11 protein-coding genes and 1 pseudogene are annotated in these 12,506 nt (G+C 59.1%); 3 read left to right on the plus strand and 9 right to left on the minus strand.

The window, feature by feature from the left end; translation table 11 throughout:
* Window positions 1–15: 15 nt before the first annotated feature.
* On the plus strand, window positions 16–1,023 hold the full coding sequence (locus tag AC0CW1_RS10765; RefSeq protein ID WP_488183054.1) for a methyl-accepting chemotaxis protein: 1,008 nt from the start codon (window positions 16–18) through the stop codon (window positions 1,021–1,023).
* A 118-nt stretch (window positions 1,024–1,141) separates the two neighbouring features.
* Here the strand turns inward: AC0CW1_RS10765 and AC0CW1_RS10770 are convergent, their stop codons facing one another.
* The 3 genes from AC0CW1_RS10770 to AC0CW1_RS10780 form a co-directional block, all read right to left on the minus strand.
* The gene (locus AC0CW1_RS10770; RefSeq protein WP_488183055.1) at window positions 1,142–1,582 is read right to left on the minus strand and encodes a response regulator; all 441 of its coding nucleotides are present in this window, start codon (window positions 1,580–1,582) and stop codon (window positions 1,142–1,144) included.
* 100 nt (window positions 1,583–1,682) lie between these two features.
* Entirely contained in the window at window positions 1,683–3,695 is a 2,013-nt protein-coding gene (locus AC0CW1_RS10775) for an ATP-binding protein (protein WP_488183056.1), read from the minus strand.
* Entirely contained in the window at window positions 3,692–4,000 is a 309-nt protein-coding gene (locus AC0CW1_RS10780) for a hypothetical protein (protein ID WP_488183057.1), read from the minus strand. The genes AC0CW1_RS10775 and AC0CW1_RS10780 overlap by 4 nt, the downstream gene beginning before the upstream one ends.
* On the opposite strand from AC0CW1_RS10780, the pseudogene AC0CW1_RS10785 reads away from it, so the two are divergent.
* Window positions 3,999–4,963, plus strand: a pseudogene (locus tag AC0CW1_RS10785) (LysR family transcriptional regulator). The gene AC0CW1_RS10780 and the pseudogene AC0CW1_RS10785 overlap by 2 nt on opposite strands.
* Here the strand turns inward: AC0CW1_RS10785 and AC0CW1_RS10790 are convergent.
* Window positions 4,910–5,890, minus strand: a complete 981-nt coding sequence (locus AC0CW1_RS10790) for a YeiH family protein (RefSeq protein WP_488183058.1) — start codon at window positions 5,888–5,890, stop codon at window positions 4,910–4,912. The pseudogene AC0CW1_RS10785 and the gene AC0CW1_RS10790 overlap by 54 nt on opposite strands.
* 113 nt (window positions 5,891–6,003) lie before the next feature.
* Here AC0CW1_RS10790 and galE point away from each other — a divergent pair, with 113 nt between their 5' ends.
* Complete coding sequence (galE, locus tag AC0CW1_RS10795; RefSeq protein ID WP_488183059.1) at window positions 6,004–6,975, plus strand: UDP-glucose 4-epimerase GalE; 972 nt, start codon at window positions 6,004–6,006, stop codon at window positions 6,973–6,975.
* 204 nt (window positions 6,976–7,179) lie between these two features.
* Here galE and AC0CW1_RS10800 read toward each other — a convergent pair whose 3' ends face one another.
* The 5 genes from AC0CW1_RS10800 to AC0CW1_RS10820 form a co-directional block, all read right to left on the minus strand.
* Window positions 7,180–8,091, minus strand: a complete 912-nt coding sequence (locus AC0CW1_RS10800; RefSeq protein WP_488183060.1) for an exopolyphosphatase — start codon at window positions 8,089–8,091, stop codon at window positions 7,180–7,182.
* 50 nt (window positions 8,092–8,141) lie between these two features.
* The gene (locus tag AC0CW1_RS10805) at window positions 8,142–9,551 is read right to left on the minus strand and encodes a nickel-dependent hydrogenase large subunit (protein WP_488183061.1); all 1,410 of its coding nucleotides are present in this window, start codon (window positions 9,549–9,551) and stop codon (window positions 8,142–8,144) included.
* Between the two features lie 15 nt (window positions 9,552–9,566).
* Entirely contained in the window at window positions 9,567–10,499 is a 933-nt protein-coding gene (locus AC0CW1_RS10810) for a hydrogenase small subunit (protein WP_488183062.1), read from the minus strand.
* 142 nt (window positions 10,500–10,641) lie between these two features.
* Window positions 10,642–11,556 (minus strand): lysophospholipid acyltransferase family protein, encoded by a 915-nt coding sequence (locus AC0CW1_RS10815; protein ID WP_488183063.1) that lies wholly within the window; start codon window positions 11,554–11,556, stop codon window positions 10,642–10,644.
* A 40-nt stretch (window positions 11,557–11,596) separates the two neighbouring features.
* A complete protein-coding gene (locus tag AC0CW1_RS10820; protein WP_488183064.1) occupies window positions 11,597–12,361 on the minus strand; it encodes a GNAT family N-acetyltransferase in 765 nt (254 codons plus the stop codon).
* Window positions 12,362–12,506: the final 145 nt, after the last annotated feature.

The following is a 12,506-nucleotide window of genomic DNA, read 5'->3' on the forward strand; positions in this document are numbered from 1 at the left end:
AGAGGGAAAGCCGCGATGGCGAACGAGACAGCGAACATCATGGATGTGTCGCAACTGCTTCATCAACTCAAAGAAGCGAACAACGAGATGGGCAAAGTGGTCAAGACCATTGACCACATCACCAAACAAACGAACCTCCTGGCCTTAAACTCGGCCATCGAGGCCGCCCGCGCCGGAGAAGCGGGCCGGGGATTCAGCGTCGTCGCAGCGGAGATCAAGAAACTGGCAGATCGCAGCTTTGCCGCCACGAAGGAAAGCACCGACCTGATCGGCAACATCCAGAACAAGGCCAATGACGTCATTGCCGTACGCACGGCTGATGTGGCCTACGATACGATCGACAAGATCGACCGCAACCTTTTTGAGCGCAACTGCGATGTCCAGGCCTGGGCCACCTTCGACAAGATCAAAGCCTGTCTCCGTGAAGAGACGCCAGATCGTGTCGAAGCAGCAACGGCGCTAATGAAAAAAATCGTCGACATCTACGAGGTCTATTATGACCTCTATCTCGTCAACCGGGCGGGACGCGTCGTCGCCTCCGGCGTGGACAAGTCTGTCATCGGCCTCGACATGTCCAGCCGGGATTGGTTCGCCGAAACAATGCGCCGCAACGACGTATACGTGACCGACATGTACTACTCAGAGGCGGTCAAAGGCCACACCGTCGCCTATTCCTGCCCTGTCCGCGATGAAGAGGGCAATGTGCTCGGCGTCTTTTCTACCCGTTTCAACTGGAACTTCATCTACGATATCATCGATTCGGCGCGCACTGGCAGCACCGGGGACATCTACGTGATCAACAAAGACGGCGTCGTCATTGGCACGCGCAACCGCTCCGGAATCCTGCAAAAAAACCTGAGCCACCTGCAAGCCGCGCAAAAAGCGATGGCCGGAGACACCTACGGTTTCACCATCGAACAGGACGGCAACGGCAAGCTGCAGATCTTCGGCTACGCCCGGACGCGCGGCTATAACGCCTACAAGGGCAAAGACTGGTCTGTCATCGTCAGCGAAGCCCTGTAGGCAGATCCGCCTTTCCTTGCAAGTGCGTCGCTTCATCTGAGCTGCCAACCAAGCAATGAGCCACCAACCAAACAAAAACCGCCCTTCCGCAGTGTACGCCGGAAAGGGCGGTTTTGCCTTACTCCTCAGATTCCAGGAGGTCGCTGGCCGAAAAGGTTTTGCTGAGCGGTTGCGCCTTTTCCGGCGTCTCCTTGCCCACGATCTGGTCGATCCGCTCCAGGAGCACCTTCGGCTGAAACGGCTTCAGGATATATCCGACCACACCGACCGACCTGGAACGCAACACATCGACCGTATTGGCGCTGGCGGTGATCATCATGATCGGGATCGGCTTTGTCCGCCAATCCCGCTGCAGTTCGGCGATGGCCTGAAAGCCGTCCATGATGGGCATCATGATGTCAAGCAGCAGCAGTTGCGGAGGGGGCTGGAGCCGCTTGGCCATCTCGACCACATCCCGACCGTTATGAGCGATAAAGACCCGATGACCCTGGGGGCTTAGGATCTTTTTCAACAACTCGCAGTTGGCGATATTGTCTTCACCGATCAATATGCGCGCCATGGCAACCACGCTCCGTATTCATCATTATCGTAGGTTGTGCCAGTATATCTGCTGCTTCTTCTACAGCTTGTGGCGGCTCACTCAGACATTCGTTTTTCCCTCACAACCCAGTATAATGGAAGATGTTCTCGCCGCAAAGAGATGATTGAGAAAAATCAACGTTACAGGGAAAGCGTACAAAAAAAGTAGTTCCCTGGGGACTTGTTTCCACTGACAAATGGGCGTGATGGCGGACGACAATGTTTTGACAGACGGCCATCCCGAGCCCCGTTCCCTGTTCCTTCGTCGTAAAAAAAGGCGTTCCCAGTTTTTTCAGCACCTCAGGGCTAATCCCGCTCCCCTGATCGCGCACGGCCAGCACCACCGCATCGTCTTCACCATAGCTGCGGATCGTCAATTCGCCGCCATCGCCCATCGCCTCCAGACCATTGCGAACCAGGTTGAGCACGAGTTGGCGGATCTCTTTTTCCCCGAGGTAGGTCTCCGGAATCTCGCCCAGTTCCAGACGGATGGCTTTTTTGCCGAGAGAGGCGTCTGCCTCCAGAAGGGGATAGAGTGTGCGGATGATCCCATTCAAATCCTGCAGCTTGAGATCTTCTACCTTGTGTTTGGCCAGCGATAAAAACTCCGCGATGATCGAGTTGGCTCGGTCGAGTTCTTCGAGCATCAAGTCAAAATGCTCCTTGTGAGGCGCCAGTTCCTTTTTTGCCCCTAAAATCTGAAGGAAGCCGCGCACCGTCGTCATGGGGTTGCGGATCTCGTGGCCGATGCCGGCGGCCATCTGAGCCACCAGGTTCAACCGGTCCAGACGGGCGAATTCTCCCTCTAGCTTGCGGATCTCTGTGATGTCGTTCACCGAGTAGAGGTAGCAGGCGCGCCCTTCCAGTTCGATCCCCTCTGCTGAGACAAGCCAGATCCGCCGTTCCCCCTGTTTGGGGGTGATTTCACGCTCCATGTTGCGAAAAGCGCCTCTTGCCCGGACTGCTTCCGCTGAGCCTGTCGCTTCCGCTGATTCTGTTGTTGCCACTGATCCTGTTGCTGCCGTTGATGTTGTCGCTTTGTCTGCTTCCTCTTCCCCGGTGAGGCCCAGTTCCGGCAACTGACGCCCGATCACCTCAGCCCGTTCATAGCCAGTGGCCTTTAAAAAGCTGGCATTGACTTCGATAAAGCGCCCGTCCTCCACCGAGGTGATGCACATGGGGTGGGGATTGGCGTGAAAGGCTTTGACAAATCTCGCTTCTGATGTGGTCAAGGCATTGACGGCCAGCATCCGCTTGGTCACTTCCCGGGCCAGGTTGCGCTTTACCCGCCGGATATGGCGGGAGTTGGCGCGAACCTTATCGACGAGCGGATTCAGTTCAGGGAGCACATTGGGCGACATATCAACGTCACCGTCGACCATGGCGGCCAAGCCAAAGCCCTCGATCTCCGCGCGAAAACGGCTGAAAATACTCCCGGCGCACGCGATCAGCAGTCCCGCCAGGACCGTTTCGATCGAGATGACTTCTACCGTCCGCAACAACACAGGAAGATGAAAGTCCCTGAACCGGACAAAAACCATGGAATAGACCGATTCCTTGTCGGGGAGCGGTTGAATTTGAACCAGCACGGGGCTGTTCCACCATCCCATGAACACTAGTTCGCCTGGCTCACCCAGTGCCGGTGGCGGCGAGGGAACATAGGCTTCTAGAAATGCCCGCTCCCGATCCGGTTCAGGAAACGTCGGGAAGGATAGACCTTGCAAGGGAAAGATATAATCGAGGATGCGGATGCGATAATCTTCGTAACGATTCAAGGCGAGGAATCGCTTTTCCTCAGCCGAGTAGTACCCAATCGTCAGGCCGGGATACCTCCGTGAAACCCCTTCGGCGACCTCTTCCAGCCCTGCCGCTGAAGCTCGCTTTTTCATTTCCACAGTGGCCGCTACGATATCGCTCGCCCGCTCAAACCGCTCTTTCTTCAAAAACCCCAAATGGACGATCCCGCTCAACAGGAACGTATGGATCAGGACGAGCAGCACCATGGCCAGGTAAAAGCGTTTGGTGATCTGCTGCGGGAGCAGTTTTTGCCGCCAGAAGAGAAACCGCGCGCGGCACCGGTCTCGAATCGTCAACGAGCAACCCCTCCGGTTTCTACAGAGACATCCGTGGCTTCCATTGGAACTGCTGCATGGAAGGGGCCCCCCTTCAGGCCTAAATAAGGAAAACAGGCCTTCACCAAAAATGGTTCAGCCTGACGTTCATCGTACAGCGGTCCTTTATCTCCCATTTTTATCGTCTTTTCGAGAAAAAAAAGCGATTTCCTTCCCAATAATCTGAAATCCGGTGAAAAAATCGGAAATGAACAGATGCCGATTTCGATGTTGATTCCAGCGTTCGCGCTGATTCCGACATCTCTGCAAGGAGAAGACGTTCCCATGCTTGACACCCAACTGTCCATTTTCAAGACTGTCGTCGACAAAGGCAGCATCTCCCTGGCGGCGCAGGAACTGCATCTGACCCAGTCGGCCGTCAGCCAGCAGATCCAGAACCTGGAGGCTCACTTCGCCGTCAAGCTCTTTGACCGCCTGCACCGGCGTCTCTTGATCACCACCGCCGGCAAGACGCTTTATCCCTATGCCGTCGAACTGGAGCAACTCTATGGACGGGCGCAGCAGGCGATGCAGGGATTGACACAGGATGTGAGCGGCCACCTGCGCATCGGCGCCAGCCTCACCATCGGCGAGTACCTGCTCCCGAAGCTCCTCGTCCTCTTCCGGCAGACCCATCCCAAGGTATGCATCGCCATGGATGTGTACAACTCAGAACAGATCACGGCCATGGTCACGAAGGGACAACTGGACTTGGGCTTCATCGAAAGCCCTGACGAACTCCCCGGTGTGCTCATCCGCCTGCCCTGCGGCGGCGATCAACTCGTCGTCATCGCCCCGCCAGACTGGAGAGACAAGGCTCCCCTTTCCCTGGCAGAACTCTTTCGGCAGCGTTGGGTGCTGCGTGAACCGATGTCCGGCACGCGCCGGTTTTTGAGCAGTTTCTTGAATCCCATGGCGGCCGGCCCGCCGATCTGCACGTGGTGATGGAACTGGGCAGCACCCAGGCGATCAAGGAAGCTGTAAAAGGGGGACTCGGCTTTTCCGTCTTGTCCCGGTTGGCTCTGTTAGACGACGTCGCCAAAGCGGCTCTGACCATCATCCCCCTGGCGGAGGGGGCCATCGACCGATCTTTTACCCTCTTTTACCACCGTGAAAAGTTCACGACCCTGGCGGTCAATCACTTTCTGGACTTTATCTGCAACCAACTCGGCTCGCCGGAGTTGCCTGAATCAGGTTTACAGGCCGAGGAGGGTCATAGCAAAGTACCCGAACAGGCTGAGCAGGATTGAACCGGTCAGGCCCATCAACACCGGCGTCAGGCCCACTTTTTTGAAATCGCCGATATACACGTTCAGCCCCATGGCCGCCATCGCCATGGCCATCAGAAAGAGGCTGGTATTGACCAGAGCTGCCGTGATTAGCGGAGAGAAATAATGGTTCGTGTTGAGCAGAGCCATGGCCAGGAAGCCCAGGACGAACCAAGGGATCGGCAACTGGCGCGTACTCCGCGCCTTGCCTTGGTACATCCATTCCATCGCCATGACGACGGGAACCAGGAGGATCACCCGGCCCAATTTGACCAAAATCGCCTGATCGCTCCCGATGGCGCCGGCCGGCGCTGCCGCCGCCACGACATGGGCGATCTCATGGAGCGTCGCGCCGACAAAGGTGCCGTATTGCTGCGCCGAAAGGGCGAGCAGCGGCAGGGAGACGGTGTACATCACCGTGAACAGGGTACCGAGCAGGGAGATCAGCGTGACCGAAAGAGCCACCTCTTCATCTTTTGCCTTCACCGCCTGGGCGGCGGCGCCGATCGCGGCCGCGCCGCATACGCCTGTCCCGATGGCGATCAGCGATGTCAGCCGGTCTTCCACGTGAAGTCTTTTCCCGATAACATGAATGACGGTCACGGCAAAGACGATCACAGCCACATCGAGCGCAAGTATCCGCCAGCCGGCGGCGGCGATGTCGGCGAAGTTGAGCCGCACCCCCATGAGGATGATGCCAAGGCGGAGCAACAACCTCGCCGCGAAGGCGAAGCCCGGTTTCAGTGGAACCAACCGTTCACCGGCCGCCGCGCGCAGGGCCATCCCCAGCAGGATGGCGGAAACCATCGCGCCAAGGATAGTGAAGGGAGAAAAGCGGACCAACTGTTGGGCCGCCAGGGCCAGCAGCGCCGTCAACAATATCCCGCCGGCAGTCCATCGATATGGCATGGTTAACCCTCCTTATCAGGCAATATCGTACTGCCTCGACAAGGCGATTGTAAAATTACTGTTGAAGATGTTTGACATCAGAAAAAACGATGCAACGGAGGAGGTCGGACTTTATGAGATACCTCGTCACCGGCGGCGCCGGTTATATCGGCAGCCATGCCGCCCTGGCCTTGTTGGCTACAGGGGCGGAGGTGGTGATCCTCGACAACCTCACCACCGGCCATCAAGCCCTGGCCCCGAAGGGCGTCCCCTTCTACCGGGGCGATGTGGGCGACGCTCGACGGGTCAAGGAGATCTTCGCCGCCCACCGCATCGACGGCGTCCTCCATTTCGCCGCCAAAAGCCTCGTCGGCGAATCGATGCAAGATCCCGGAGGCTATTTTCTCGCCAACACGGGCCAGACGATGGCGCTGCTCCAAGCGATGGCGGAAGCCGGCGTCAAACGCTTCGTCCTCTCCTCGACGGCTGCCGTCTATGGCGAGCCGGAACAGGTTCCCATCCCGGAAGACCACTCTGTCCGCCCGACAAACCCCTACGGGTTGTCGAAACACCTGATTGAGGCGATGCTCCCCTGGTTTGAGCGCGTCCACGGACTCCAGTGGATGGCCCTCCGCTACTTTAACGTGGCCGGCGCCGACCCGGAAGGCCGCAGCGGCGAGCAGCACGACCCGGAGACCCACCTCATCCCCAACGTGCTTAAGGTGGCCCAAGGGAAGCGGGAATTCCTCTCCCTTTTCGGTGACGACTACCCGACTCCGGACGGCACCTGCATCCGCGACTACATCCATGTGAGCGATCTGGCCGACGCCCATGTGCTCGCCCTGAAGGCGCTCGCCAATGGACACCCTTCCGGCGTCTGCAACCTCGGCAACGGCCAGGGCTTTTCCGTCTTGCAGGTCGTTGAATGGGCTCGCCGAGTGACCGGACATCCCATCCCGGTGCGCATGGAAGCGCGCCGTCCCGGCGACCCGGCTGTCCTCGTCGCCTCCAACGGGCGAGCCATCGCCGAACTCGGCTGGCACCCCCGTTATGCCGACCTGTCGGTCATCATCGAGACGGCCTGGCGCTGGCAAAGCCGGTCGTAGGCTGGAAAGCTCCGTCTCCCGGCCTTATCTTCGGCAATCACAATTGCGACAGGCGCTCCCCCCTACGAAACGCGGAGCATAAAAAGCGCAAAACAACCGGCACATGCAAAACACCCGACCTTCGCTTGGGTCGGGTGTTTGATTTTCGTCATATACAGTTTTTATTGCGGCTTACATGACAGCGTAAACGAAAGCTCCAACAAGTTACCGGCTCCGGAAGGCCGCCACCAGCGCCTGCAAGGTCCTTTCCGCCTCGTCATGAACCACCTGGCAGGTGCCCACATTGAAATGGCCGCCGCCGCCATACTTGAGCATGATCGAGCCGATGTTCACCGCCGAGGACTTGTCGAAGATCGACTTACCGCAGGTGAAGACGCAGTTGTTCAGCTTGCCCTGGACGGTCCAGATGCTGATGTTGACCTCCGGGAAGAGGGCGTAGGGGATGAAGCGGTTGCCCGAGTAGATGGGCTCGACGCCGCGCAGGTCCGTGATCAGCACATTCTGGTCGACCTTCGAGTGGGCCTTCACCATCTCTTTGAACCGTTCAGCCTGTTCAAAGTAGAGTTCCACCCGCTCCTTCACATCGGTATCTTCCATGATCGCCTCGATGGGCTTGTGGCGGATATCAATGGCCAGCTTCTCCATCAACTGGTAGTTGCTGATGGTGAAGTTGCGGAACCGGCCGAGGCCGGTGCGGGGATCCATCACGAAGGAGAGCAGCACCCAGCCCGTGGGATGGAGCACCTCATCGATGGTGAACTGGGCCGAATCGGCCTTGTCCACGCCCGCCATGAGGGCGTCGAAGTCGGAGCCGAACTTCTCCCGTCCGCCGTAGTAGTCATAGATGACGCGGGCGCAGGAGGGCGCTGGCCGGGACATCCCCTGGTACTGCGCCTTCAAGCTGCCCCGCTCCTCCTCGGAAGAGTGGTGGTCAAACCAGAGGCCGCAGCCGGGCACATAGGGGACGTTGGCGATAATGTCGTTCTCATTGACCTCGATCAGCCCGTCCTGCATGTCCTTGGGATGAACAAATTTAAAGGAATCGACAAGACCGAGTTCAATCAGCAGCGCTGCGCAAGCCAAACCATCAAAATCCGATCGAGTCAGCAGTCGCATTGTATCTCCCCGAAAACCCGGGGATTCACCTCCTCGCAAAGCTCCTGACTCTATTGTATCGTCAATTCAAAAGAACGAAAAGCGGCAGCGTCTCTTTTCAGGTCAACAATATGGGTCGCGCAGGACAGGCAGGGGTCATAGGCGCGGATGATCCGCCCCAGGATGGTGAACAACCGCTCGGGACGGGCGATCTCCGTCCCGGCAAGGGCCGATTCGACGGGTCCCCGCCGGCCTTGCGCGTCTTTGGGCGAGAAGTTCCACACCGTCGGCGTGATGATGTCATAGCGGACCACCTGATCCTGTTCCACTGTGGCGCTGTGCAGGAGCGCCCCCCGCATGGCGTCGGTGACGGCTGTCACCTGCCCTTTGACCGGTGTCGTTTTTTGCGCGATCGGCGGTTCGCCGGGGACCAGTCGTCCCAGCCACTCCCGCATCAGGCCGGCGATCAGCGCCGTCTCCAGCGATCTCGCGTAAATCCGGTCCATCGTCGACGTCCCCCCGTTGTAAAAGCCGTTGATCCGCATCCGCGCCAGCGGTCCCACCTCGAAGGGCGCGCCGTCGTAGCGGACCGTCTTGACAAAACTGTAGCCGCCGGGTTTATCGGGATCCGGCACCAGTTCCCCATCGACCGTCTGAAACCAGCTATGAGCTGTCTCCTCCCGGATCCGATCGACGCGCGGTTCCGTCGTCCCTTGTTCAGTCACCACCCCGCCCTTCCACAAGAAGCGCTCGTTCTTCAGGCCGAACCGGAAGAGCCCGAAGGAGAGCAGCCGCAGGGGCGTCTGACCGATAAAAAAGTAATCGCCATAAGTCCGGGCGATCAGTTCCGTATCCGGCAGCAGGCACCTCTGGATAAAAGCCTCGATCTCTTGCAGCAAGGCGCTCGCCTGGACCACCTTATCCGCCGTCGGGGCCACGCTGACGCCGCCGTGGACAAAGCTGTGCTGGTGGGGCGCCTTGCCGCCGAAGAGGGCCAGGATCTGGTGGCTCTTCTGGGCGGCCCGGATCGCTTCGACATAATGAGAGACCAGGCGCTCACTCGTAGGCGCGTCGAAGCGGGCGTCTGTGAGGTTCTGCCGGAGAAAGGGCGGTCGCTCCGGCATCTGAACAAAATCAGGCAGGCTGAAGAGGTAAAAGTGCCGGATATGATTTTGTAAAAAGTCGGCGCCGTACATGATATTGCGTAAGAACTGAGCGTTTTCCGCGATCTCGTTATCGTAGAGCTCATCAAGCAGATAGCTGGCCATCGCGCCGTGAGCCAGCGAACAGATCCCGCAAACCCGCTGGGTCAAGTAGACAGCGTCCGTCACCGCATGCCCCCTCATGATCGACTCGAATCCCCGGAAGAGGGGGCTGGACACATAGGCGTCGGCGACACGCCCCCCGTCAAGGACGACCTGGGCCGATAAGAGGCCGCTGAGACGCGTGACCGGACTAAAGAGCACCCGCTGGGGACCCATGGCGATCCCCCCCCTTCACGACCTCTCCATACTTCCCCCTTTTTCCGGCAAGGGCGCAAAAAAGGGTGTCGACCCGTCAGGAAAGTCCGGGTTGGTGCAGCCGATGCAGGGCGTGTTCGCCTTCACCGGCCAACTCACATGATCGACCCAGAGACGGTAGGGACAGTCAGCGTAGGTTTTCGGCCCTGCGCAGCCCAGGGAAAACATGCACTCTTGATCGCCGAGACGCTGGGCAAAAACCTTCTGATCGAAGTAGGACCGCCGCTGGCAATGGCGGTGGACGGTGCTGCCGTAAAACAACACCGGCCGCCCCCGCTCATCCAGCTCCGGCATCCCGTAAAGAAGCAGGTGGGCCAGCGTCCCCACGAACCAGTCCGCATTGACGGGGCAGCCGCTCACATTGATGACAGTCCGGTCGAGCACATCGCCGACGCCGACACTCCCTGTCGGGTTGGGCCGGGCCGCCGACGGTCCGCCGAAGGCGGCGCAGGTCCCCAAGGCCACCACGTATTCGGCCTCCCTCCCCAACCGGCGCACCGCTTCATAGGCCGTCAAGGGACCGGAAGGCGTCCAGGCGATCACCGCATAACGCCCCCGCCCGCCGAGAGGGATGGCGCCCTCGACCACCAGGGTGTAGCGACGCCCGCCCCGTCCAAGGGCGTCCTGCAACAGCGCAAGAGCGTCCGGCCCCTGCGCCGCCATGAAGGTATTGCTGTAGATCAGGTCGATCATCCCGGAAAACACCTGGTCCACATAGGGGGAGGCGGTGTTCATGAAGGAGATGTTGTTGTCGCCGCTGTCACAAGTCTCGATCCAGATGACGGGCAGCTTGCCGCCGTCGCGCCCTGCCAGGTGGCTCCGGACCAGGGGCAAGAGCGCCCCCGCTAAGGCATGGCCCTTGGCAAAGGGCCAGTTCCGGCACAACCGCTCGAAGTCCTCCCTGCGCATGGGCGCCCCCTCCCCGGCCAGTCCTAACCTTCGCTTCGCCTTGATTCGCATATCGAACTATTCTTATGCGGCGGCAACACAGGACAGCACGACAAAAAGACAACGACGCCCCTACCGGTGAGGCGTCGTTCCTTTTCCCTTTTCACGCCCCGGCAACCGACCCGGTCCCTTTCTCCCATCGCTCATGCACATTAAACCAGTAAAACCACTGCTCCGGCACCCAGGCCACCATCTCCGCCAGCAGCCGGTTCAACCGGTTTGTCGCCTCTGTCCGTTCATGGCGTTGAAACTCTTTGTGCAGGTAAATGGGCGGGCAAAAAACGAGACGGTGCTCAAACCCCCGGATCCGGTGCCCATAAAAAGGCACAACGGGGACCTCCAAGTCCAGCGCCAGCAGGGCCGTTCCGCCGGGACTGCGCGTCGGACGCCCAAAAAACTGGGCGGGCGGAAAGTTGGGACGCCAGAAATCGCAGAGCAAAAAGAGCAAGCCCCTTTTTTGCAGGTGCCGGCGCAATGTCCGAACCAACTCCAAGGGCGATGCTGCGTCATAATCGAGTCCCGGACAACCCATCTGGTTAAAGCGCTCGTAGAAAGGGCGGATCTCCGGACTGCCGGCAGTCCCCACCGTCAGGCAGTTATAGCGTTGGGAGAGCACCCAGTAGTAGTAAAAGAAATTCCCCAGGTGGGGTGTAAACAGAATGGCCCCCCGTCCCGACGCCAGCGCCGTCTCCAGGTGCTCTTCCCCCTCGATGGTGCAACACCGTTCTTGGCGCTTTTTCGGACCATCGCTCGCCACCAGCACCTCATAGAGCGTGAGCGCCCCATGGAGAAAGTAGGCCTGGCAGTAGGCATCTAAGCGATCCTCCTGCCTTTCTCCCAGCAGTTCGGCCATATTGGCCTTCACCTGCTCCCGCACGCCGCCGGCGCGGTCGTGGAGCACCCTTCCCAGCAACCGGCAGGCGGCCAGCGCTACAGGGCGCGGCAGGCGAGCGGCCCAGCGGCCGATGGCGTCGAAGCGCCTTTCGTCGGCCGTGATTTTCGCGATCCATTCGTACATACGTTCAATCCCCTCAAACACTCGCTATCGCAACACTCGATTAGCGCAGAAAATGCCGCTGATACCGCCTCGCTACATTCCTGGTCTCCAGGACAACGAAAAAGTCAATCGTCTGAAAGACCGGATCAAAGGCCGGCTCACCGGCGATCTCCGCCCCGAGCCACTGATAGCCTTTCATCAAGGGCGGCAACCGCCGGTTCATCTCTCTTTCATTGAAGGTGATGTCCACCAGTTGCAGACCGTCGATCCGGTGCGACGCCAGCGGACGGATCCCAAAACGCTCAGTGAGAACGCCCTTTTTCCACAACATCGTGTACAACTCATTTACAGCCTCCAGGGGTTGCATGGGCAGGCTGACACAGCCGACCAGGTATCGATAGCGGTGTTGCTGCAGATAACCGGCGATGCCCTCCCAGAGCAGTTGAATCACTTTGCCGTTCCGGTGCTCGGCAGCGACACAACTGCGGCCCAGTTCCAGCGTCAGCGGCTTTAAGTCCTCGATGGCGGACAAGTCAAACTCCGTTTCCGAATAAAAGCCGCACTGCCCCATCGCCCGCTCCCCTGGGAGCAAACGGTAGGTCCCCACAACAGAACCGGTGTCCCTATCCGCCACGATCAAGTGATCACAATCGGCATCGTAGGCATCGCGCTCCATGCCCGATGCATTAAAGAGATTGGCATTGCCCATCTCTTTAGCGAAGACCTGGTAGCGCAAGCGCAAGGCCTGTTCGATCTCGTCGGCCTTTTCCGCCAGCTTCACCTGAAGCGTTACCGGCAGAGAGGCGGGAACCGCCGTCAGATTCATGGCTTACACCCCTTTCGATACCATCCCATTCCACCGATTCCGCCAGAAGAGATTTCTCTGAAAGCGATTGATCGGATAAGCCGTTCCTCTCAAAACAGTTGCCCGGACAGCACTCTTTTTTCCGATAGATGCTACGACCCCTACA

The sequence above is a fragment of the Heliomicrobium sulfidophilum genome, from assembly GCF_057715735.1.

Excerpts from the sequence above, each read along its gene's own strand:
- AC0CW1_RS10765 (WP_488183054.1), top strand. The coding sequence starts at position 16 with ATGGCGAACGAGACAGCGAACATCATGGATGTGTCGCAACTGCTTCAT.
- AC0CW1_RS10770 (WP_488183055.1), bottom strand. The coding sequence starts at position 1,582 with ATGGCGCGCATATTGATCGGTGAAGACAATATCGCCAACTGCGAGTTG.
- AC0CW1_RS10780 (WP_488183057.1), bottom strand. The coding sequence starts at position 4,000 with ATGGGAACGTCTTCTCCTTGCAGAGATGTCGGAATCAGCGCGAACGCT.
- AC0CW1_RS10790 (WP_488183058.1), bottom strand. The coding sequence starts at position 5,890 with ATGCCATATCGATGGACTGCCGGCGGGATATTGTTGACGGCGCTGCTG.
- galE (WP_488183059.1), top strand. The coding sequence starts at position 6,004 with ATGAGATACCTCGTCACCGGCGGCGCCGGTTATATCGGCAGCCATGCC.
- AC0CW1_RS10800 (WP_488183060.1), bottom strand. The coding sequence starts at position 8,091 with ATGCGACTGCTGACTCGATCGGATTTTGATGGTTTGGCTTGCGCAGCG.
- AC0CW1_RS10805 (WP_488183061.1), bottom strand. The coding sequence starts at position 9,551 with ATGGGTCCCCAGCGGGTGCTCTTTAGTCCGGTCACGCGTCTCAGCGGC.
- AC0CW1_RS10810 (WP_488183062.1), bottom strand. The coding sequence starts at position 10,499 with ATGCGCAGGGAGGACTTCGAGCGGTTGTGCCGGAACTGGCCCTTTGCC.
- AC0CW1_RS10815 (WP_488183063.1), bottom strand. The coding sequence starts at position 11,556 with ATGTACGAATGGATCGCGAAAATCACGGCCGACGAAAGGCGCTTCGAC.
- AC0CW1_RS10820 (WP_488183064.1), bottom strand. The coding sequence starts at position 12,361 with ATGAATCTGACGGCGGTTCCCGCCTCTCTGCCGGTAACGCTTCAGGTG.